Source organism: Herbaspirillum sp. Sphag64, assembly GCF_014192645.1.
In the GTDB taxonomy this organism is placed as follows: domain Bacteria; phylum Pseudomonadota; class Gammaproteobacteria; order Burkholderiales; family Burkholderiaceae_D; genus Herbaspirillum.
The window spans coordinates 13,425-36,515 of the sequence record NZ_JACHYE010000010.1 but is presented as its reverse complement, the minus strand read 5'-3'; the positions used below and the strand labels follow the sequence as shown (position 1 = coordinate 36,515).

The window sequence follows — 23,091 nt, the reverse complement described above, 5'->3', positions numbered from 1 at the left end:
AGTCGTTAAAATGAATGGGTGATCACGGGGTTCAGGCTGCGACGTGGGCGGCGATCGCCTGCCCCAGCTCGGTGGTGGAGGCAGACCCACCGAGATCAGCCGTATGCGGACCGCTGATGAGCACGGCCTTGATGGCGGCAACGATGGCGTCATGGGCTTGACGGCCAGCACCTTCACTACCGGTGAGGAAGTCCAGCATCATCGCGCCAGACCAGATCATAGCGACCGGATTGGCAATGTTCTTGCCATAGATATCGGGTGCCGAGCCATGCACCGGCTCGAACAGCGACGGGAAATTGCGCTCCGGATTCAGGTTGGCCGATGGTGCCAGACCAATGGTGCCGGTACAGGCTGGTCCCAGATCGGAGAGGATGTCGCCGAACAGATTAGAGGCGACGACCACGTCAAAGCGTTGTGGTTGCAGTACGAAGCGGGCGCAGAGAATATCGATGTGCTGCTTGTCCCAGGAAATATCGGGATACTGTGCCGCCATTGCTGCGGCGCGGCTATCCCACCAAGGCATGGAGATGGAAATGCCATTGCTCTTGGTTGCCACCGTGACGTGCTTGCGATGGCGCGAGCGTGCCAGTTCAAAGGCAAATTTGAGGACCCGGTCACTGCCCCGGCGTGAAAAAACCGCCTGCTGCATGACAACTTCCTGCGGCGTGTCCTGATACATAATGCCGCCGACGGAGGAATATTCACCTTCGGTATTTTCGCGCACGATCATCATGTCAATATCACCGGGACCACGTCCAGCCAGCGGGCTGCGTACACCCTCAAAGGTTAATGCCGGGCGCAGGTTGATGTACTGATCAAACTCGCGCCGGAACTTCAACAATGAGCCCCACAGTGAAATATGGTCAGGCACGATATCGGGCCAGCCAACCGCGCCAAAGTAGATCGCATCCATGCTTGACAGCTGGGCCTTCCAGTCATCAGGCATCATCTGGCCAGTGCTGGCGTAGTAGTCACAGCTGGCCCAGTCGAAGTGGTGCAGATGCAGATCAATGCCAAAACGTTGGGCGGCGGCCTGCACTACGCGCAGGCCTTCAGGCATGACTTCCTTGCCGATACCGTCACCGGGGAGTACGGCAATGTTGTAGGTTGTTTTCATGATGTTCTCAGGAGGAAACTGACATAAGAAAATGCGGAATAAGGGAAATACGACGGACGTACACTGTCGCGCCGCATGCGCAGCAGAACGGTGAACCGTGGGAGGTGTTGCGGATAGAGCCGGGAATTGTTGACCCGCTGCGGATGCAGCGGTCGCCAGATCAGGTTTGTGCGTTCAGGAATTTTTCCAGCGGGTAGTGATTCTTGATGAACGGTGACTTGATCACGATGTAGCTGAAATATTTTTCGATACCAAGGTGCTGCTCCAGCAGGTTCTCGATGATGCTTTGGTAATGCACCACGCTTTGCGTAACGAACTTGAGTAGATAATCGTAGCCACCACTGACCAGATGACATTCGACAATTTCGTCGACACTGCGAATACCGGCTTCGAACTTGGCAAAATCCTCGCGTCGATGATCCGATAGCGTCACCTCGGTAAACACCATCTGTACGTTGCTGAGCTTTTCCAGCTGGATGTGGGCACCGTAGCCACTGATATATCCCGCCTTTTCCAGACGCTTGACGCGAATCAGGCAAGGGCTGGGTGACAGGCCGACGGCATCGGCCAGTACGACATTGGTGATACGGCTGTTTTGCTGCAAATGGCAAAGAATACGCAGATCGATCCGATCTAGTTTGAGAGCGTTGTTTCCGATCATGGTCTGCTCCAGGGTGAGGCCTTTTTTGTCTTGCAATGATGATATCACGCAAGCTTTTTATGCTTGCGTGTGGCGCGGAAGAAAACATGCCTGTGTGCATCATTCAGGCCAGTGCGGCACGGACCTCGGGCTGGGCAGCAACTTCATCAAGGATCGTGCGCAGCCTGCTGAAGAGTAGATCGAACTCAACGCTGGTGTAGCACAGTGCCGGCGCGAACCCAAGAATATTGTCGCCAAATGCACGGAAGATCAGGCCGTGGCGATAGGCTGCAGCCGCAATACGTTCATGCAGTTTCAACGCCGCCGGGAAATGCGCCTTGGTCTGTTTGTTGGCCACCAGTTCGAGCGCGCCCAGCAAGCCGCGGCTGCGGGCATCGCCGACCAGCGGATGCGCAAGCAGATCCTGCAAGCCTTGCGCAAAGCGTGGTGCCAGTGCCTGACCATTGGCCAGCAGGCCGCCTTCTTCATACAGGCGTAACACCTCCAGTGCGATGGCAGCGCTGACCGGATGGGCCGAATAGGTCTGACCATGACCGACTACTGCTTCGATCGCATTGCCGTCGGCAATGGTGTCGTAGACATGCTGCGACATCATCACTGCGCCCATTGGCGCATAGCCGGCGGTCAGTCCCTTGGCCATGGTCATCAGATCGGGTTGCACATCTTCAGCCAGGCAGGCAAACATGGGGCCGGTGCGACCAAAACCGGTAATGACCTCGTCGACGACAAACAGGATATCGAGTTCGTTACAGAGCTCCTGCATGGCTTTAAGCCAGCCCACCGGGGGCACAATCACGCCACCCGAACCCTGAATTGGTTCACAGAAGAATGCTGCCACCTGATCGGCACCCAGCGCTGCCACCTTGCTGCGCAACGCCTCTAACGATGCCTGAATGACGGCTGCATCACTGTCAGGTGTATTGTGCGTTGCGCTACGATAGGGATAGGGTGAAGCAATGTAGTGCTGATGCGGCAGCGGTACGTCGAAGTTCAGATGAAAGTTAGGCAGCGCAGTCAACCCGGCACCAACGGAAGACGAACCGTGGTAACCGCGCTCCAGTGAGATGAAGTGTTTCTTGTGCGGTTTACCCAGTGAATTGTAATAGTGCGTAATGTAGCGAATGGCCGCATCCACCGCATCTGATCCACCCAGCGTGAAATAGACATGCTGCAACGAAGCCGGCGTTATCTCCACCAGCTTTTGTGCCAGACGGATGGCCGGCTCCGAGCCAAAGTGAAAATAGCCGGTGGCATAAGGTAGCTGACGCATCTGTTCTGCCGCCACCTGGACGATACTCTCCTGACCATAGCCTGTATTGACACACCACAGTCCCGAAAAGGCATCCAGCAATTGCTTGCCCTGATAATCAGTCAGATAGGCACCCTGACCGGATTGCAGAATGGTGACGCCTCTCTTTTCATGGCCGCGAAAGCTGGCAACCGGATGGATCAGATGTTGACGATCCATCTCGGTCAAAGCGCCGAGATCATTGTGGGTCTGTGCAGCGACGGGAAGTGCAGAAATAGTTGGCATGGCGATGAACCTCACGGAGCGGTAAAGGATGGCTTTATGTTACGGCCACCCCGTGCCCGGTTCGTCGCAAGTTGGGCACGTCAAAACGACACTAATAGGTTTTTTCAGTCACGCCACGACATTTTATGCGGTGCCGCCCGATGCCTGCTCAGCGCAACGCGATATCACTAATAACCACGTGTGCGATCTACCAGACCCAACAGTGGCAAGCCGGCCTGATGCCGACGAATATTCTCCAGTACCAGATCAACAGCACCGGCGGGCTGAGTCATGCTGGCGATATGCGGCGTGATGACGATCTCTGGATGTGACCAGAATGGATGCTGTGCGCTCAGCGGTTCGTGTTCGCACACATCCAGTACGGCTCCTGCCAGATGGCCGCTTTCTAACGCTGCCAGCAGATCTGCTTCGACCAGATGTCCACCGCGACCAACATTGATGACACTGGCACCTGCGGGTAACTGTGCAAATACCGCCTGATTGAGGATGCCACGGGTCTCTGCCGTCAGCGGCAACAGACAGATCAGGATATCGCTACGTGCGAGAAAAGCGGACAGACCGTCATCACCGCTATAACAGGTGACGCCCTCGAGAGAATGTGCCGAGCGGCTCCAGCCCGCGCAGGAAAATCCCATCCCAGCCAGTTGCTGCAAGACCGCACGACCCAGCATACCCAGACCAAGCACACCAACACGCGTGTCACTGGCTGGCCTGACACGATGCGCCTGCCAGACGTGTGCTTGTTGCTGACGCGCATACAGGCGGCTTTGACGGTGGATGCCGAGTACAGCATGGGTCACATATTCCACCATGCCTGCGGCGATGCCAGGCTCCACCATGCGCACCACCGGCAGATGGGTGGGCAGTGACGAAAAATCGAACTGGTCGATACCAGCGCCGACCGAAAAAACGATCTCCAGATGAGGAAACTCGCTGGTGATATCTGCCGGCGGCAACCATGCCGCCAGATAGCGCACTGCATTGCGATCACCAGTATCGGGCCAGCAGTAGAAAGGAATATCGGGTGCCTTGGCAGCAAATAACTGGGCCCACTCGGCGCCCCTGACGGGATCAGCCTTATACAAAAAGCTCATACATGTTCCTGATGGTGAAGTCGCTCTGATCCAGACGCCCTACTTATTGCTTATGCCCTACTCCGCCTCTATTAACCCAGCGCCTGATTGATGACTGAGAACAGCCGGATCGCAGGGTCGGTTTGTGGCAAGCTGCCCTTGCACATGGATACGACCGTATCGACGCGGGTCAGGCCAATCTCACTCAGCCATGGACTTAATTCACTCTCCTCGGTCACATCAATCCGGGTGAAAGAGCCGGCATAACGATGCAGCCAGTAACTGATTAATGCCTTGGCATGTTCGGCACTCGGGGCAACGACCGGTCCGATGGCATGACCGTGGCCGAAGCGACGTACCAGTGCAAAGCCGAGCATCTCGCCGTCGCTGTCGAGTGCAACGCCCTCGGCCACTTCACTGAGGGCGGCAATGACATGCCCACGGTCGAGACCACTAGCACGCCGGTCCAGCGCTTGCAGACGGGCGGTGTCATTGACCCCGAGTGGCCGCATACGCAGGCCGGTGGGCAACGGCACGAATGGCGCCTGCACGATACTGCCCTGATGCTGATGTAATTTCCCGGTCGCCTGAAAACCGAGCTTTTCATACAGTGGCTGACCGGCAGCAGTGGCATTGAGCAGCACGCTGCGGTTACCAGCCTGCTCTAATAACCGGGTCATCAGCTTGCGCCCGAGCCCAAGCCCTTGCAACGTTGACATCACAATGATCATCCCCAGCGATGCATGGGTATCACCATACGGCCAGATCAGACCGCTGCCAGCAATCACGGGGCCATCTACCACCGATGCTCCCGCAGCATGGCCACTGTTGCCGCCATCGATGACCAGACCTTGCCCCAAAGGCGCAATAAACTGCCAGTCCGCCAGCCGGTGCGGCCATTTGCAGGCTAGCGACAGTCGGTGACAGGCTTCCAGATCATCTGGGTGCATGGTGCGCAAAGTAAATTGCGGGTTCTGTTCGGCGGAGAGTGTGACTTGGTTTTGCATAGACATTCCTTGTAGGAAGCGATTCCTGAATTCTGGTCAACATGCATGATGCCCGTTTTTGACCCGCACAATACCGCCTTCGCAGGGCGTAATTCGCAATCTTATGGCGATCTTGGCGCATGTCTCGGCACAAAATAATGCGGTACCAGCATTAGCATGAATGGCTGGCGAATGTCCTGCCATCAGCACGACGTTCGCGACTTTGGTCGCCTTCTTCCCCTATTTTGCAGGTAAACCCATGCTCGATTTCTCTCCCCAGCAGGTCGCCGTCAGGAGTGCCCACTTCATTGGCGGCAGTTACGTTGATTGTGCCGCCAAGACCAATCATCTTGATGTATTGCGTCCGTCTGATGGTCAGGTTTATGCAGGCTTGCCATTGGCAGACGAAGCACTTGTGGATCATGCCGTGGAAAATGCTTGGCATGCCTTTACCACCAGTAACTGGGCCACGCAGGCGCCACGGGATCGCGCCCGGATCATGCGCCGCTGGGCCGATCTGATTGATGCAGATGTGGCGACACTGGCACCACTGGAAGCAGTCGGCTCGACCCGTCCGATCAAGGATGCCACGCAATGGGATGTCCCGTTTACTGCCGAAGGTATTCGCTTCTTCGCGGAACTGGCCGACAAGCATGGCGGTGAAGTTGCCGCCACACGCATTGATCATCTGGGCATGCTGCTGACCGAACCGTATGGAGTCATCGGTGCGATCGCGCCCTGGAATTTCCCGCTGGTGATGGCGTCATGGAAAATCGCCCCAGCTTTGGCTGCAGGTAATGCGGTGGTGCTAAAGCCCTCTGAACTGACCCCATTCAGCGTCTTGCGACTGGCTGAACTGGCCATTCAGGCAGGCGTCCCGGCAGGGATCTTCAACGTGATCCAAGGCGATGGTCGTATCACGGGCGATAGCTTATGCCGTCACCCGAAAATTTCAAAAGTCACGTTTACCGGCTCCACCGCCACCGGTGCCGCCATCATGCGGGCCTGTGCCGACAGCGGGACTAAACCTGTCACGCTGGAGCTGGGCGGCAAGAGCCCGCAGCTGGTCTTTTCCGATGCACCAGACCTCGATAAAACTGCCCGTACCATTGCCGCCGCCATTACCGGCAATGCTGGTCAGGTCTGTGTCGCCGGCTCACGCCTGATTGTGCAGCGCAGCGTGGCCGATCAACTCATCGCGGGCATACAACGCCATATGGAAGGGCTGCGGCCGGGCGCAACCTGGTCGCAGGCGACGACGCTGGCACCGATCATCTCTACCAAGCAAAGTGCACGCATTGCCGATATTGTTACCCGTAGCGTTGCTGCCGGTGCCCAGCTCATCAGCGGTGGTCGGCATGCAGCAGAGAGCGCGGCTCATTATCTGCCGACCATTCTGAGTCAGGTGGACCATCACAATGAAGCGGTACAGGCAGAAATTTTCGGCCCGGTGTTGACCGTACAAAGCTTTGACGATGAAACCGAAGCACTGGCGCTGGCAAGTCATCCCGAATACGGTCTGGCAGCCGGCGTGCATACCAGCGATCTGAATCGCGCGCTGCGTATGGCACGCACGCTGGAAGCGGGCACTGTCTGGATAAACCGTTATGGCCGTAGCAATGATTTCATCATCCCGACAGGCGGCTACAAGCGCTCTGGCATGGGCAAGGACCTGGGACGACAGGCATTTGAAGCCAACCTGCGCATCAAGAGCGTGCTGGTAGATTTTTCCTCCTGAACCAGTACAAACAACACAGGCGGCACTGTGAATGATGGTGCAGTTAGCGCACTAACTTGGTGAAAAATCAGCATAGAGGCAGCTGTTCTGCACAATGCTGCACCGCTCGGCAAGCTATGCTGATTGCACCGTCTAAAACACATGTTTCTGTTTCACGATGCCGCCAAAACGGAATAAATAGCGCGTATCTGTATGTTGTAATCCATCTCAGGACATGTCATTGCGTCGTCATAAATTCAGTACTAACAAACGCAGCACTAACAAGGTCAGCAGTAACGATTTCAGTAGTACCAATGTTTGCAGTAACCCAGTCACCTGATGTCACCATGCCTGATCGGCAAGATAGCAGGTCTCAGGTGGCATTAATCACCGGTTCACTTTTGATAGGAATATTAGCAATGAGCACATTCAAGCCTAAGTTCATCACCTTCGACTGCTACGGCACACTGACACGCTTTCAGATGTCGGATACGGCCCGCGTGATTTATGCCGATCGCGTCTCCGAGGCGGACATGCCGTTTTTCCTCCGGCAGTTCGCAGCCTACCGTCTGGATGAAGTGTTGGATCAATGGAAGCCCTACAAGGATGTGGTGGCCAATGCCATCCGTCGCACCTGCGCACGCTGGAACATCAAGACCACTGAAGAAGAAGTCGGTAGCTTCTATCAAGCAGTCCCAACCTGGGGTCCGCATGCCGATGTGCCTGCGCCATTAGCCAAGGTTGCCAAGGAATTTCCGCTGGTGATTTTCTCGAATGCGTCTGACGATCAGATCATGCATAACGTCGAAAAGCTGGGTGCGCCTTTCCACAAGGTCTTCACGGCACAACAGGCACAAGCCTACAAGCCACGCCTGCGCGCTTTTGAATACATGCTCGACAATCTGAACTGCAATCCTGAAGATGTGCTGCATGTGTCTTCCAGTCTGCGCTACGACCTGATGCCAGCATCCGATATGGGGATCAAGAACAAGGTCTTCGTGGCCCGTGGTCATGAGCCATCGACCCCGCATTACGGCTATACAGAAATCACCGACCTGAGCGGCCTGCCCGGCATCGTTGGTCTGTAAGTGCGCACTCAGACTGCGGAGCAGGCACCATGAAGCTGCAATCCTATTGGCTCGATACCGCACCATCATTTGATGGTGCAGCCATCACGCCATTGCCCACAGAAGTGGACGTGGTAGTCGTGGGTGGTGGCTTTACCGGCCTGTCGGCAGCATTACGGCTGCGTCAGCAAAACCGGTCGGTCGTGGTGCTGGAAGCTGATCGTGTTATCGGCGAGGCTTCCGGACGTAATGGCGGCCAGTGCAACGGTGGACTGGCGCATGACTTTGCTGCACTGGCAGCCGAGATCGGCCGGGAGCGCGCACGTGCCATGTACCAGTCCTATCTGGATGCAGTGGAAACGGTGGCAAGCATCGTTGCAGAGCAACACATTGACTGTGACTTCACCCGTTGCGGCAAGCTCAAGCTGGCAGCCAAGCCAGAGCATTACGGCAAGCTTGAGCAAGTCTATCGGGAACTGGCTGCGGAGATCGACCCCCATCTGGAAATGGTTCCTGCGCAAGAAATGGGGAGTGAAATCAACGGTCCCTTCTTCGGCGGTCTGCTACAGAAAAACAGCGCCCAGCTTCACGTCGGCAAGTTTGGTGTCGGACTGGCACATGCCGCCGCGCGTCTGGGCGCGCAGATTCATGAGTACACGCCACTGACCGGGCTGCGGCAGATTGCTGGTCAAGCCTATGAGGTACAGACCAGCAAAGGCAACATCAAGGCCAGTCAAGTTCTGCTGGCTACCGGCGGCTGTGCGACAGGACCATTGGCTTACTTCCGACGTCGCCTGATTCCTGTTGGCAGTTTCATCATTGTCACCGAGGTATTGCCGCAATCATTGATCGACCAGCTGTTTCCGGGGGGGCGCAATTATGTGACCTCCAAAAACATTGGCAATTACTTCCGACTCACGCCAGACAACCGTTTGCTGTTCGGTGGAAGAGCCCGCTTTGCCATGTCCAATCCGCGTTCGGATGAAAAAAGCGGCGTGATTCTGCGTGCTGCCATGGTGGCAATGTTCCCTGCCCTGCGTGAAGTGCGCATCGATTATTGCTGGGGCGGCTCAGTCGATATGTCGGCAGATCGGTTGCCACGTGCAGGGCAGCACAAGGGCCTTTTTTATGCACTTGGCTATAGCGGTCATGGTGTACAGATGTCGGTCCATCTTGGTCAGCAGATGGCCAATACCCTGTGTGGAAAGCCATCACTGCAGCCATGGGAAAACGCCTGGCCACCCATCCCTGGACATGTTGGCAAGCCTTGGTTCCTGCCATTGGTGGGTGCCTATTACACCTTGCGTGACAAGTTAAGTTAAGTTGATTTGATTTGAATGGCAGTAAATTTTGCAGGTCGTGACGGCATGTAAATTGCATTGATATAGTCCACCGGTGTAGCGGCTGGTGATTCAGGTGATTGAATTTCTTAGGTGAGGCTTTTCATGAGTAAGAATAAAATTGAGCAAAACCCCGCAGGCGACCAATTGATCGTTGGCGAATCAATCGAAAATGTCCGGGCCGGTTTTAGCCGCCGTGACATGATGCGTACCGTGCTGGCAGGCAGTCTGCTGGGCGCGACGTCAACTGGTTTGCTCACCATTGCTGGTAGTGCACAGGCACAAACAGCAACACCGCGTCGCGGCGGCAAAATCAGAATCGCCACCCAGTCCAGCGCCACTTCGGATACGCTCGACCCTGCCAAGACCGCACACTCCACCGACTACACGCGGGCGCACATGTTCTACAACGGTCTGACCTCGCTTGATACCAAGCTGGCACCGGAGATGGTACTGGCCGAGTCGATGCTGACCAATGACGCTACGGTATGGGTCGTCAAGCTGCGCAGCGGAATCCGCTTCCATGATGGCAAGCCACTTACCCCGGCTGACGTGGTGTACTCTCTGATGCGCCACAAAGATCCGGCAACGGCCTCCAAGGTCAAAGTGATTGCTGATCAGTTCGACTCCGTCAAGGCCATTGGCCCCAACGAAGTACAGATCAAGTTGACCGGCCCTAACGCGGACTTACCGGTGATTCTGGCAACGGCGCAATTCCTGATCATCAAGGATGGCACCACCAACTTCACAACCGCCAACGGTACCGGCGCATTCAAATGCAAAGAGTTCACCCCGGGTGTGCGTACCATCGCCGTACGCAATGAGGAATACTGGAAATCCGGCAAGCCTTATCTGGATGAAATCGAACTGTTCGGCATTCCGGATGAAGCTGCGCGCGTCAATGCGCTGCTCTCTGGTGATGTGCACTGGATCAACGAACTCAATCCTCGCTCCACCACGCGGATCAAATCCACCGCCGGTTACTCGGTGCTGGAAACCAAGTCGGGCCTCTATAGCGACCTGGTGATCCGTCAGGATGTTGTACCCGGCAATAGCATGGATTTCACGCTGGGTATGAAGTATCTGATGGATCGTGAACAGATCAAGGCTGCTGCCTTCCGTGGTTATGCGGTCGTCGCCAACGATCAGCCAATCGATCCGACCAATCGCTTCTTCTTTGCTGGTCTGCCGCAACGTCCCTATGATCCGGACAAGGCGAAATTCCATCTGCAAAAGGCAGGCGTCATTGGCAGCACCATTCCGCTGGTTGCCTCCGTTGCCGCAACTGGTTCGGTCGACATTGCCTTGCTGATGCAACAGTCCGCACAAAAGATCGGCCTCAAACTCGACGTCAAGCGTTTGCCTGCCGACGGCTACTGGTCCAATCAATGGATGAAGGTGCCGCTGGGATTCGGTAATATCAATCCGCGTCCGAGTGCCGATATTCTGTTCACCCAGTTCTTCAAGTCGGACGCACAATGGAACGAATCTGGCTGGAAGAACGCCCAGTTCGATCAGCTGCTGGTAGCTTCACGTGGCGAAACCGACTTTGACAAGCGCAAGAAGTTGTACGCCGATATGCAAACACTGGTCCATGAAAAATGTGGCATCGGCATTCCAGTCTTTATCACCAATCTGGAAGGCATTAATAGCAAAATCAAAGGCATCCAGCCAATTCCATTGGGTGCCTTCATGAACTACACCTGTGCTGAATACGTCTGGCTGGAAGCCTGACGTGTAGTCGCTCCACACTATCTCACCGGCACGCTACCCGTTGCCGGTGAGATGGGCAGAAAGGATTGAAATGAACAGTATGGTCTTGCGACTTATCCTGCGACGCCTGGCACTGGGAGCACTGACCTTGCTGCTGGTGTCAATTGCCGTTTTCCTGATTACCAACCTGTTACCGGGTGACGCCGCGCAGACTGCGCTGGGTCAAGCTGCTACGCCAGAAACCGTGGCCGCATTGCGGCATCAGTTTGGGCTCGACTTGCCCTTGCCATTGCGTTATGCCAACTGGCTCAGCGGTATGCTCTCGGGCGACCCTGGTATGTCACTGGTGAATAATTCACCGGTGGCGCAAATGATTGCCGGACGCTTACCTTCTTCGTTGCTACTGGCCGGTGTCACCGCCGCTGTATCGGTACCGATCGCCTTGTTGCTGGGAATTGCTTCAGCCATGTATCGCGGCTCGCTGCTAGACCGCTGTGTCAACGTCGGTGCAGTGATGATGGTGTCAGTACCAGAGTTTCTGGTGGCCACCATTGCGGTGATGATCTTTGCGGTCAAGCTGCGCTGGCTGTCGGCGTTGTCGCATACCTCCGATATCAACGGGATCGCAGATTTTCTGAAAGCCTACGCCATGCCGGTGATGACGCTGTGCTGCGTCATCGTGGCGCAAATGGCACGCATGACACGCGCCGCCGTGATCGATCAACTGCGTGCGCCCTATGTTGAGATGGCGTTGCTCAAAGGCGCCAGTTCGACCCGCATCGTGTTGCGTCATGCGTTACCCAATGCGGTTGGCCCGATCGCTAATGCGGTGGCAATGAGCCTGTCGTATCTCCTCGGTGGGGTCATCATTGTGGAGTCGATTTTCAATTATCCCGGCATCTCGACACTGATGGTCGATGCCGTCACTACCCGCGACATGCCTTTAGTTCAAGCCTGTGCCATGATTTTCTGTGCAGGTTATCTGCTACTGGTACTGGTCGCCGACCTGCTTGCCATTATCTCCAATCCAAGATTGAGAAACCGATGAACGCTCCCGCACACAACACCGTTGATTCTGCTGCAGCGGACAAGGTAGAGAACGCCGTCGATACCGTTGCACCACTTAACCTTGCCAACACTACGGCAACCGTAACAACCCCGTATCGCAAGCCGCACGGTCGCTCCAGATTAAGCATGCTGGGACTCGCGATTGTGTGCTTCTGGCTATTGATGGCGGTGTTCGGCCCCAGTATTTCTCCCTTTGATGCCAGTGCCATTGTTGATAACGATGTCTTCGGCGGGATGAGCAGTCATTTCTGGCTTGGCACCGACTATCTGGGACGTGACATGCTCAGTCGCATCCTGTTCGGCACGCGCTACACAATCGGGCTGGCACTGGCAGCGACCGTCATGGCCAGTACAGTCGGCACGACGCTGGCGCTGTTTGCAGCGCTTGCGGGCGGCTGGATCGATGACGTCCTCAGCCGGATTCTGGATGCATTGATCTCCATCCCCAGCAAGATGTTTGCGCTGATGATGGTGGCATCGTTCGGTTCCTCGGTCTGGTTACTGATCCTGACAGCCGCGTTGACCTATATGCCAGGTGCATACCGGATGGCACGCTCGCTGGCGGTCAATGTGCAAGCCATGGAATACGTTCAGGCTGCCAAAGCACGCGGTGAAGGCGTGTTCTACATCACCTGTGTGGAGATGCTGCCCAACATGATCCGTCCGGTACTGGCCGACTTCGGGCTGCGCTTTGTCTTTGTGGTGCTGCTGCTCAGTGGCCTGAGCTTTCTGAGTCTGGGGGTACAGCCACCAGATGCCGACTGGGGCTCGCTGGTACGTGAAAATATTTCTGGTCTCGGTGATGGTTCCGTAGCCGTGATTATGCCGGCACTGGCCATTGCCACCCTGACCATTGGTGTCAATCTGCTGATCGACAATCTGCGCGGCAAACGCGCCAGAAAGGAATAATGCCATGAACCATTGCGACAAAGATCATGGCCAGACCGGGGCCACGCTGGTGGAGGTAAAGGGCTTGCGTGTGGTTGCCAGCAAGGATGATGGCAGTGACACCGTGATCGTCAAGGATGTTGATTTTTCGTTGGCGCGAGGCGAAGTACTTGCCCTGATCGGTGAATCGGGCTCCGGCAAGACCACCATCGCGCTCTCGCTGATGGGCTATGCCCGCAGCGGCTGCCGGATTGTTGGCGGCAGTGTGCGTATTGGGCAACGTGATGTTCTTGCACTCAGTCACGGCGAGCTGTGCGGCATGCGTGGGCGCGATGTTGCCTATATCGCGCAAAGTGCTGCCTCGGCGTTTAATCCGTCACGGACTCTGATGGAACAGGTGATCGAGAGCGCACTGATTCACAAGACCCTGTCGCGCGAGCAGGCAGAGGCCAAGGCAATCAAGCTGTTTCGTTCGTTGGCGTTGCCGGACCCTGAGCATATCGGCGAGCGCTATCCACATCAGGTCTCGGGTGGTCAGTTACAGCGTCTGATGGCGGCGATGGCATTGATTACCGATCCTGAGCTGGTGATCCTGGATGAGCCGACGACGGCACTGGATGTCACCACCCAGATCGAGGTGCTGCGTGCATTCAAACATGTGGTCAAGGAAATCGGTACTACCGCTGTTTATGTCTCCCATGATCTGGCCGTAGTGGCACAGATGGCGGATCGCATCATCGTCCTGCGTGACGGTGCAGTGCGGGAAGTCGGTGACACCGGACAAATTCTGACTACTCCTGCCAATGCCTACACACAGAGCCTGCTAGCCGCTGCTACACCGGCTCTGCAACTGGCAGAATTAGCACCGGCAGTGCTCTCTTCTGATGTGCTTGAGCAAGCTGAAAAAGAGCCCTTGCTGAGGATTCGCGGTCTGATCGCTGGTTACGGCAGCCCCGACAACAAGGGCTTGCCAGGTGTCCGTATTCTCGATGACATCAATCTGACCATTGCCTGTGGCACCACCATCGGCGTCATTGGTGAATCCGGCTCCGGCAAGACGACGCTGGCGCGTGCGGTGGCGGGCATGATTGCACCTGCCCGCGGATCGATTTCGCTGGATGGCGTACCGCTGTCACCAACGCTGGCAGGTCGCACGCGGGAGCAGTTCCGACGGATTCAGATCGTGTTCCAGAATGCCGATACCGCGCTCAATCCGGCGCATACGATCGGCCGTATCCTGAGCCGGCCACTGGCCTTCTACCATGGCCTGTCCGGTCAGGCCATGCGACGGCGCATGCTGCAATTGCTGGATCTGGTGCAACTCCCGGCCAGCGTCGCTGATCGTCTGCCCGGCGAACTCTCCGGTGGTCAGAAGCAACGTGCCAATCTGGCCCGTGCACTGGCTGCTGAACCGGATCTGATTCTGTGCGATGAAGTCACCTCCGCACTCGACACCGTAGTCGCCGCTGGGATTCTGGAACTGCTGGCACAGCTGCGTCGTGAGCTTGGCGTGTCCTACATGTTCATCAGCCATGACATCAGTACCGTGCGCGCAATCTGTGATGACATTGTCGTGCTGTACGCCGGCCATATGGTCGCCAAGCGCCCGCGTGAAGCAATGATGGCACCGCCTTACCATCCCTATTCGCATCTGTTGCTGTCATCCGTGCCGGCGCTGCGTCAAGGCTGGCTGGAGCAGGCCAGTGGCCGTACGCCACAAGAGCTGCCTGCCATTGGCGAGGTATCCACCTCACCCGATATCTGTACCTTCCTGCCACGCTGTGCACTGCGTATTGATGGCGTGTGCAACGTCGTGCCGCCACGTCGCCGCAATATGGAGCATGGTGGAGAAATTCTATGTCATCGGTCCGATGCCGATCTGCAACGTATACAACAGGCACTGGTCCCCGTCGAAGGAGTCACCATATGAGTTCGCCCCCCCTGACATCGCTGCCCGCTGCGCGCATGGTCCGGCTTGATGAAACCCAGCGCACCGAGATCCGTTTCAGACTTGACGGACGAGAAGTGACTGCGCTGCAAGGCGATACCTTGCTCACTGCCATGCTCATGCACGGCGACTACGTGCGCCGCTCCGAGTTTGGCAGCGAAAAGCGCGCCGGATTCTGCCTCATGGGTGCCTGCCAGGACTGCTGGGTCTGGAATACTGCGGGTCAGCGTCTGCGCGCCTGCGCAACCCAGGTCGAAGCTGGCATGGATGTCACAACCAACACGCTGGAGCTGACATGGCCCAACCTCGCATAGTCATCATCGGCGCAGGCCCGGCCGGTGTGCGCTGCGCTGAAACGTTTGTCGCTGCCGGACTGAGGCCGACCATCATTGATGAAGGACGGCGCGACGGTGGTCAGATCTACCGCCGTCAGCCCGACAACTTCAGTCGTTCCTATCCACAGCTGTATGGCACGGAAGCCAATCGTGCCCAGGCCTTGCATGACTGCTTTGATCAGCTGCGCGACAAGGTCAACTACCATCCGCAAACCCTGGCCTGGAACATCAGCGAAGGACGGGTGCATCTGATGCATCAGATGCAACAAATGCAACAGGAGCGCGCACCACGTGCCAGCGCATTGGCCTACGACATTCTGGTGCTCTGTACCGGTGCCACCGACCGGCTGATGCCCACACCCGGCTGGCAGTATGCGGGGACCTACTCGCTTGGTGCAGCACAGGTCGCCCTGAAGTCACAGGCAGTCTCGGTCGGTCGCAAGGTCGTCTTCATGGGAAGCGGTCCGCTGCTCTATCTGGTCGCCAGTCAATACAGCAAGGCTGGTGCCAATGTGGCAGCAGTGCTGGATACCTCACCGTTCCGCTTGCAATGGCGCGCACTACCGAAGTTGCTGGCGCGCCCGGGTGTCTTGTTTAAGGGGCTATTCTTGCTCAATGCAATCCGGCGAGCCGGTGTCGATATCCAGCGCGGAATCACCCCAGTGCAGATCGAAGGCACCCCGGAGTCAGGGGTACAAGGTGTACGCTATCGCAGCGCTGACGGTCGCGAACATGCCCTCAGCTGCGATGCAGTCGCCATGGGTTATCACTTGCGTGCCGAAACCCAGCTGGCCGATCTGGCACGTTGTGAATTTGTATTTGATGAGGCTTCACGCCAATGGCTACCACGAGTTGACGCTGATGGCCGTAGCTCGGTACCGGGGGTTTATCTGGCCGGTGATGGTGCACGCATCCGTGGCGCCGATGCCGCCGAAAATGCCGGACGACTGGCTGCACTGGCTGCGCTGGCAGACTTACGAAGTACCTCCAAGAGCAATCAGGCAGCGCCTGTTGCGGTCGAGCAGCTGGCACAGCTGCATCAGGAACAAGCTGCCATGGAACAGTTCCGTCTCGGGCTGCAGCAAGCCTTTCCGTGGCCGGCGCAACAGGCTGCCAGCCTGCCCGATAGTGCCATCGTCTGCCGTTGCGAGGGCATCACGGCGGGAGAGCTGCGTGAAGTCGTCCATCACAAGGGCGCGCAAGAGGCCAATCGTGCCAAGGCTTTCAGCCGGGTCGGCATGGGCCGTTGTCAGGGACGCTATTGCGGGCATGCCGGTGCTGAGGTCATTGCCGCTGCCATTGGCTGCCCGGTCGCGGACGTCGGCCGCTTGCGTACCCAGGCGCCAGTCAAGCCGCTGGCATTCAGTATCGTTGAGGAACCACAATGAGTAGCGTCTCTGCAATGAATGGCAACGCAATAATCAATGATGCAGGCCGTGTTGCCACGATTGTCTCGGCTGCTCAATATCAGGCCGATGTGATCATTGTCGGTGGTGGCATCATGGGTAGTGCAGCAGCCTTTTTCCTGCGCCAACGCGGCCGCTCGGTGATCCTGCTGGAACGCGGTTTGCTGGGTCAACAAGCTAGTGGGACCAATTTTGGTAACGTCCGGCGGCAGGGACGCAATCTGCTGCAGATTCCACTGGCAAACCGCTCACTGGACATCTGGCGAAAACTGCCGCAGCTGATTGGTGAAGATGTCGAGTTTCTCCCTTCCGGTCATATGCGGGTCTGCTATGGCACTGAGCGACTAGGGATGTTTGAAGACTACGCCCTGCGCGCGCGAGAGCTTGGGCTCGATCTAGAAATTTTTAGCGGCAAGCAATTGCGTGAGCGCTTTCCGTTCCTTGGTCCGCAAATCGGTGGTGGATCCTACTCGCCATTAGACGGCCATGCCAATCCGCGACTGGCAGCGCCCGCCTTTGGTCGAGCTGCAGCGCGCGCAGGCGCACAGATTTTTGAAAATACCGAAGTCGACGAGGTCGAAAAAGATGGTGAAGACTTTCGCGCTACCGCCACCGATGGCAGGGTCTTCCGTGCGCCTGCCGTATTGATTGCTGCCGGAGCGTGGGCTAACAGGTTATCGAGCAGTTTTGGCGAGTCAGTCAATCTGGTCGCCCACGGGCCACAAATGGGCGTGACCGAACCGGTTCCCTATGGTTTGAAAACCGTAATCGGCGTCTCTGCCTCTAACGATCTGGAAACGCTGTACTTCCGCCAGATCCCGCGCGGCAATATCATTTTCGGTGGTGGCAATCGCGGGCCGGCCTATCCTGATCTCAAACGCGCCTATGTGCGTCCTGAAAACACGCTCAACCAGCTCTACCAGCTGCAACGTATCGCCCCTGCCTTGCGTCAGTTAAATCTGCTGCGGGTATGGTCGGGCATTGAAAGTTACCTGCCGGACGATTTGCCGATCATGGGCACCAGCACCAAAGAACCGGGTCTGCATTATGCATTTGGCTTCTGCGGCGCAGGCTTCCAGCTTGGACCGGGGGTGGGTGATGTGATGGCCGAGTTGATTGATACCGGCAGCACGGTAACGCCGATTGAAGCGTTTTCGATTCGACGGTTTTTCCGCGAGGATTTCGTGGCACGCGCCCTGCAGCGATAATCGGGACCGGCCATCACGTTTTTTCCTCAAAAGCTATAATCAAAGGCTCGACGTTACACCTACACGGAGCCCACCATGGCCGATACGCCAAGCTACACACCGCCCGCCGTCTGGACCTGGACCAAACCCAACGGTGGCACCTTTGCCAGTACCAATCGTCCGGTTGCCGGCGCCACGCATGACAAGGAACTGCCGCGCGGCAAACATCCGCTGCAACTGTATTCGCAAGGTACACCGAACGGCGTCAAGGTCACGATTTTGCTGGAAGAATTACTGGCACTCGGTCACACCGGTGCTGAGTACGATGCCTGGCTGATCCGCATCGGCAATGGCGATCAGTTTGGCTCCGGCTTTGTGGACATCAATCCTAATTCCAAGATTCCGGCACTGCTCGACTACAGTGGCGCAGCACCTGTGCGGGTATTTGAGTCAGGTTCGATCCTGTTGTATCTGGCAGAGAAATTCGGTGCCTTCCTGCCCAAGGACAGCGCAGCCCGCACCGAAGCCTTGAACTGGCTGTTCTGGCAAATGGGTAGCGCCCCCTATCTGGGTGGCGGCTTTGGTCACTTCTATACGTATGCACCGACCAAGATCGAATACGCGATCGATCGCTTTGCGATGGAAGTCAAGCGCCAGCTGGACGTACTCAACCAACATCTGGCCAAGCATCGCTTCCTCGCCGGAGATGAATACAGCATCGCCGATATCGCCGTCTTCCCTTGGTACGGTGGACTCGTTAAAGGCTGGAACTACGGCGCTGCGGAGTTTTTGAGCGTGCACGAATACCAGCATGTACAACGCTGGGCCGACGAGATTTATGCACGACCAGCGGTCAAGCGTGGGCGCATGGTCAACCGAACCAGCGGCACCCCGGCCGAGCAACTGCTCGAGCGCCATGATGCCAGCGATTTTGAGACCAAAACGCAGGATAAGCTGACGGCTACAGCCAGCTAGAGAAGTCAGCTAGCCAGCTAGCTGACCTTGACTCCCTTCCAGAAGGCGACCCGGTGCTTGATACTGGCCGCTTCTGGTTTGGGATCGGGGTAGTACCAGACGGCATCCTGATTCACTTCGCCATTGACCAGCAGCGAGTAGTAACTGGCCTCTCCCTTCCACGGGCAAATGGTCTTGTGACTGCTGGCGGTCACCAATTCTCGCTTAAGCGCACTCTCGGGAAAATAATGATTTCCTTCGACCAGCACGGTATCGTCGCTCTCGGCAATGACCGTGTTATTCCAGATGGCTTTCATTGCTACCCTCCCTACAGTGACTACCCTGGTCCGGGAATGTCCGGCCAGCAGCTTGCTGCATCAGTGGGCACACGGTCACTACTTGACCGGCGCAAATAATTTCCCGAAATCAATTTCGACCGGCTGCGATGGTTCGTCAAGCAACCCCATCGCATATTCGCCCAGATGATGTTCCATCAATCTGGCAGCCAGTGCTGGCTGCCCTTGTTCAATCGCATCCAGAATCGCAACGTGCTCGTCGGCGGAGCAGCTGTTGCGCTTCGGTTTTTCATACAGGCCGATCAGTAAGGAGGTACGTGCGATCAAGGTGCGCAGGTAACCACTGACGATGTCGTTCTGGTTGACTTCGGCCAGCTTGATATGGAATTCACCAGAGAGACGAATCCAGTCGCGCCAGTTACCGTCTTCGCGCAGCGCATGTTCGCGCTGAATCATCTCGCGCAGCTCGGTAAAGGCACGACTTTTGTTGCCAGCCTTGGCGGCCAGTCCTTTGACGGAACCGACTTCGAGAATCACGCGAGCCTCAAAGACTTCCCGGGCTTCATCAATGTCATGCAATGCGATGATGGCGCCACGATTGGGCTGCAGCTCAATGACACGCTCGTGTGCCAGTTTGACAAAGACCCGCCGCAAGGTACCACGGGTCACGCCAAAGGCTTCACATAATGGTGCCTCAACCAGTCTGGTACCGGGCGGCAGCTTGTGTTCCAGGATGGCGTCAATGATTGCCGTGTAGATACGGGCATCGACGGCTTCGTTACTCAGCTCGTCGTGACGTTCGGCTTTATCGGCATGCTCGACTTCAGCCGCTTTGCTCCGTCGCACCTTAGATTCGCTCATCCAGGCCCCGCAACGTGAAAGAAGATGACCTTATTGTGCTCAATCGACGCATAGTTTGTGTGAACTGCCTTGTACTGGTTAACTTGATCAATAGGCCACAGTATAAGTCTTCAGCTGGCTGCACGCACAGCATCTCTCCGCAGTATTCGCCTCTGGTAAAGACGAAATGACGCACCAACAGAAAGCATGATCACTATTATTGTGCACAATCATTAAAATGATTTGCGCACAATAGGCATGTAAGCAAGCCTCCTTGTGCTGTCCCACGCTTGGTCATCTCAACAACACCCCACCTCAATCCGTCAGCAGCGGGGTTTCATCGTAATTTCCCGAAAAAAGCACGGCTGGCACGGTTTTAGCTTATTGCAAAACCGTGATTGTGCACAATCCAAAATCAAATTGTTATCACTGCAAATCTGTTCTTCAAGAAGTCGATGTCAGTAGCACGCTTAATTAACAATCAGATATGGCGCGGTTGGGAGGCCGAATCATCATCGCTATCGGATAAGAAAAGGAAAATCATGCGTACCATCACTACCCTCGGCACAGCAGGCATTTTGCTTGGTTTGCTGGGCGCAAGCGGAGCAGCTTGTGCACAATCCTCAATCACCATCTCTGGGGTGATCGATACCGGCCTGGCGTACTCCAACAATACCGGCACCGGTCACCAGAACACGGTTGGTGTGACCAACAGTATTCTAGGCGTCTCCAACATCGGCTTTTCTGGCAAGGAAGATCTAGGTGGCGGTCTCAGCGCCATCTTTAACCTGCAGGCAGGTTTCAACCCGGGCAACGGCACGATGTCGTCCAGTGGCGATCTGTTCTCGCGCAATTCGCTGGTGGGGCTGCAAAGCAATTCGGGCACGCTCACCGCCGGCAAGCAATGGAACTTCAACGATGACTGGTTAGTCGGCAGTGTCTTCAAGGGCGGCTATAACTCCGGCTCGGTGTTCAAATTCTCTGAGTTTGATGCCGTCAGCGAAATCTATAACAACACCGTGAAATATGTGTCGCCAGAGGCAGGTGGTGTGCAGGCAGGCTTCATGGTCGGTTTTGGCGAGGCCGCAGGTAGTGTCAAGACGGGCCAGCTCTATAACGCCGCGGTGAAGTACAACCAGGGACCGGTCTACGTGGCATTGAGCTATGACCATGAACAGGATGGCAGCGCCAGTGTCGCCAGCCTCGGCAATGACCTCAAGCTCACCACACTCGGTGGCAGCTATACCGTTGGCAACTTCAAGGCCCGGCTTGGCGCAGCATATAGCGATATCTCCGGCCCTGGCACCTTCCAGTCGATCAGCTCGCAACCAGCCAGCAAGGCCTATGCCGTGGAAGCCGGTGTCGATTACACCTTCATCCCGGCCTTTACCGGCTCGGCTGATGTGCTGTATCGCCGTAACACTACCTTCTCCAATGACACCAAAGTTTATCGTCTACTGGGGATTTACAGCTTGTCCAAGCGCACCAGCCTGATCATGAATCTGGCCTATTTGCGCAACGGCGATGGTGCCACCGAAGCCTTGGTCAATACCAGCTCCGGCACCGTCGGCGGCGGTTATGCCAACCAGCACCAGATGTCACTGGCGCTGGGTGTACGCCATACGTTCTGACTACCACGCAGTATCTGACACGGCATGAAGTTTGCCTGTCAAGCAAGAGCCACTCTTTACCAAATTGTTATCTGTGCAAATTCTCAACCAGGAGTAATGATGAACAAGCGTATGTCCCTGAAAACTCTGGCCGCCCTCACCTTCGCCATGTTTGGCAGCATGCCGCTGGCACATGCAGACGATGCCGTCCTCAAGATTGGCGTCAACGGCGTCATGTCGGGCGCTGCTGCCTCGTGGGGTCTGGTCAACAAGTACTGTGCCGAAACCACTGCAGAGATGTACAACGCCAAGGGCGGTGTCGATATCGGCGGCAAGAAGTACAAGATCGAAATCGTCGCACTCGATGACAAGAATGATCCCAAGATCTCCATCTCAAACGCCGAAAAGCTGGCCAGCGAAGGGATCAAGTACATCATCGGCCCCAACATCGACACCACTGCCATCGCCGTCAAGCCAGTGATGGAACGTGCCAAGGCGATCAACTTTCCGTATGCCTTCTCCAAGGAGCTCTACACCGCTCCCGCCAACGCCTCGGTACTGGGCATGGTGGCCTCATATCAGGTCGGCCCGGTGGTCTACAAATATCTGATGGACAAGAAAGGCGTGAAGAGCATCTCCTTCGTGGCACGCAATGAATCGGACGCCAAGAACCAGCAGGAAGAAGGTGTTGCCGCCGCCAAGAAGCTGGGCCTGAAGGTGCTTGCCGACAAGGAAAGCTACGAGCCAGGCACCACCGACTTCATGCCGATCATGTCCAAGCTGGTACGCGCCAAACCAGATGCAATCGTGCTCTCAGGTGTGGCACCGTCAGATGCGCCACTGCTGATCAAGGCCGCACGTGATCTCGGCTTCAAGGGTCAACTTTCGACCGAAACCGGACAAGACGCCAAGATTCTTGAACAGGTCGCCGGTGACAAGGCAGCTGGGTTCCTGTCGGTCGGTGGCGCTTCAACGCCAGCGATCCAGTCGGACTACATGAAGCAGTTTGTCGAGGTCTACAAGAAGCGCGTCGGCGAATGGAATGACGAAGCCGGTACCAAGGCCTACGCGCTGGAGCTGATTTTGGCAGTACTGCAAAAGAATCCGAAGGCACTCAGCGATGTCGACCAGTTCCGCAAGGAAATGCCGACCTTCAAGATGACCAATCCGTTTGTGAAGGACAAGACCACGCTGCAATTCGTCGGCAAGCAAGACTTTGGTCGCCAGTCGCAAGTCGGCGTGCCGCTGGTCGTCAATGCTTATGCCAAGGGTGGTTTTGAAGCCGTCTACGTCGGTCAGGTCACTAACTGAATGTAGTTGTAACGTGCAGTGTTGTACCCGCCAAGCGACT

Annotated in this window: 20 protein-coding genes; 13 read left to right on the top strand and 7 right to left on the bottom strand. The window is 56.4% G+C overall.

What is annotated here, in order from left to right; translation table 11 throughout:
• Positions 1-31: 31 nt before the first annotated feature.
• From FHW66_RS15360 to FHW66_RS15340, 5 genes are all read right to left on the bottom strand, one after another.
• Positions 32-1,117, bottom strand: a complete 1,086-nt coding sequence (locus FHW66_RS15360; RefSeq protein ID WP_183380695.1) for a tartrate dehydrogenase — start codon at positions 1,115-1,117, stop codon at positions 32-34.
• Positions 1,118-1,277: 160 nt separating this feature from the next.
• Complete coding sequence (locus tag FHW66_RS15355; protein ID WP_183380694.1) at positions 1,278-1,778, bottom strand: Lrp/AsnC family transcriptional regulator; 501 nt, start codon at positions 1,776-1,778, stop codon at positions 1,278-1,280.
• A 103-nt stretch (positions 1,779-1,881) separates the two neighbouring features.
• Positions 1,882-3,312 carry an aspartate aminotransferase family protein gene (locus tag FHW66_RS15350; RefSeq protein ID WP_183380693.1) on the bottom strand — a complete coding sequence of 477 codons (1,431 nt, stop codon included), beginning with the start codon at positions 3,310-3,312 and terminating at the stop codon, positions 1,882-1,884.
• Positions 3,313-3,479: 167 nt separating this feature from the next.
• Entirely contained in the window at positions 3,480-4,406 is a 927-nt protein-coding gene (locus FHW66_RS15345; RefSeq protein ID WP_183380692.1) for a glyoxylate/hydroxypyruvate reductase A, read from the bottom strand.
• A 71-nt stretch (positions 4,407-4,477) separates the two neighbouring features.
• Positions 4,478-5,392, bottom strand: coding sequence for a GNAT family N-acetyltransferase (locus FHW66_RS15340; protein ID WP_183380691.1), 915 nt, complete (start codon positions 5,390-5,392; stop codon positions 4,478-4,480).
• Between the two features lie 238 nt (positions 5,393-5,630).
• Between FHW66_RS15340 and FHW66_RS15335 the strand changes: the two genes are divergently transcribed.
• The 11 genes from FHW66_RS15335 to yghU all read left to right on the top strand — a co-directional run bounded on the left by FHW66_RS15335 (position 5,631) and on the right by yghU (position 19,015).
• Positions 5,631-7,109 carry an aldehyde dehydrogenase gene (locus FHW66_RS15335; protein WP_183380811.1) on the top strand — a complete coding sequence of 493 codons (1,479 nt, stop codon included), beginning with the start codon at positions 5,631-5,633 and terminating at the stop codon, positions 7,107-7,109.
• Between the two features lie 398 nt (positions 7,110-7,507).
• The gene (locus tag FHW66_RS15330) at positions 7,508-8,176 is read left to right on the top strand and encodes a haloacid dehalogenase type II (RefSeq protein ID WP_183380690.1); all 669 of its coding nucleotides are present in this window, start codon (positions 7,508-7,510) and stop codon (positions 8,174-8,176) included.
• Positions 8,177-8,205: 29 nt separating this feature from the next.
• Entirely contained in the window at positions 8,206-9,477 is a 1,272-nt protein-coding gene (locus FHW66_RS15325) for an FAD-binding oxidoreductase (RefSeq protein WP_183380689.1), read from the top strand.
• Positions 9,478-9,696: 219 nt separating this feature from the next.
• The gene (locus tag FHW66_RS15320) at positions 9,697-11,229 is read left to right on the top strand and encodes an ABC transporter substrate-binding protein (protein WP_370543478.1); all 1,533 of its coding nucleotides are present in this window, start codon (positions 9,697-9,699) and stop codon (positions 11,227-11,229) included.
• Between the two features lie 70 nt (positions 11,230-11,299).
• Entirely contained in the window at positions 11,300-12,256 is a 957-nt protein-coding gene (locus FHW66_RS15315) for an ABC transporter permease (RefSeq protein ID WP_183380687.1), read from the top strand.
• On the top strand, positions 12,253-13,185 hold the full coding sequence (locus FHW66_RS15310) for an ABC transporter permease (protein WP_183380686.1): 933 nt from the start codon (positions 12,253-12,255) through the stop codon (positions 13,183-13,185). The genes FHW66_RS15315 and FHW66_RS15310 overlap by 4 nt, the downstream gene beginning before the upstream one ends.
• 4 nt (positions 13,186-13,189) lie before the next feature.
• Positions 13,190-15,094: an ABC transporter ATP-binding protein gene (locus FHW66_RS15305; RefSeq protein ID WP_183380685.1), complete on the top strand. Its 1,905-nt coding sequence runs from the start codon at positions 13,190-13,192 to the stop codon at positions 15,092-15,094.
• The gene (locus tag FHW66_RS15300) at positions 15,091-15,426 is read left to right on the top strand and encodes a (2Fe-2S)-binding protein (RefSeq protein WP_183380684.1); all 336 of its coding nucleotides are present in this window, start codon (positions 15,091-15,093) and stop codon (positions 15,424-15,426) included. The genes FHW66_RS15305 and FHW66_RS15300 overlap by 4 nt, the downstream gene beginning before the upstream one ends.
• A complete protein-coding gene (locus FHW66_RS15295) occupies positions 15,408-16,835 on the top strand; it encodes an NAD(P)/FAD-dependent oxidoreductase (RefSeq protein WP_183380683.1) in 1,428 nt (475 codons plus the stop codon). The genes FHW66_RS15300 and FHW66_RS15295 overlap by 19 nt, the downstream gene beginning before the upstream one ends.
• Positions 16,836-16,849: 14 nt before the next feature.
• Positions 16,850-18,061 carry an FAD-binding oxidoreductase gene (locus FHW66_RS15290; protein WP_183380810.1) on the top strand — a complete coding sequence of 404 codons (1,212 nt, stop codon included), beginning with the start codon at positions 16,850-16,852 and terminating at the stop codon, positions 18,059-18,061.
• A 75-nt stretch (positions 18,062-18,136) separates the two neighbouring features.
• Positions 18,137-19,015: a glutathione-dependent disulfide-bond oxidoreductase gene (gene yghU / locus FHW66_RS15285; RefSeq protein ID WP_183380682.1), complete on the top strand. Its 879-nt coding sequence runs from the start codon at positions 18,137-18,139 to the stop codon at positions 19,013-19,015.
• 17 nt (positions 19,016-19,032) lie between these two features.
• Here the strand turns inward: yghU and FHW66_RS15280 are convergent, their stop codons facing one another.
• The gene (locus tag FHW66_RS15280) at positions 19,033-19,311 is read right to left on the bottom strand and encodes a DUF427 domain-containing protein (protein ID WP_183380681.1); all 279 of its coding nucleotides are present in this window, start codon (positions 19,309-19,311) and stop codon (positions 19,033-19,035) included.
• A gap of 78 nt (positions 19,312-19,389) precedes the next feature.
• On the bottom strand, positions 19,390-20,151 hold the full coding sequence (locus FHW66_RS15275) for a GntR family transcriptional regulator (protein ID WP_255459001.1): 762 nt from the start codon (positions 20,149-20,151) through the stop codon (positions 19,390-19,392).
• A gap of 521 nt (positions 20,152-20,672) precedes the next feature.
• Here FHW66_RS15275 and FHW66_RS15270 point away from each other — a divergent pair.
• Both FHW66_RS15270 and FHW66_RS15265 read left to right on the top strand, forming a co-directional pair.
• Positions 20,673-21,761: a porin gene (locus tag FHW66_RS15270; protein WP_183380680.1), complete on the top strand. Its 1,089-nt coding sequence runs from the start codon at positions 20,673-20,675 to the stop codon at positions 21,759-21,761.
• Positions 21,762-21,872: 111 nt separating this feature from the next.
• Positions 21,873-23,051, top strand: a complete 1,179-nt coding sequence (locus tag FHW66_RS15265) for an ABC transporter substrate-binding protein (protein ID WP_255459000.1) — start codon at positions 21,873-21,875, stop codon at positions 23,049-23,051.
• Positions 23,052-23,091: the final 40 nt, after the last annotated feature.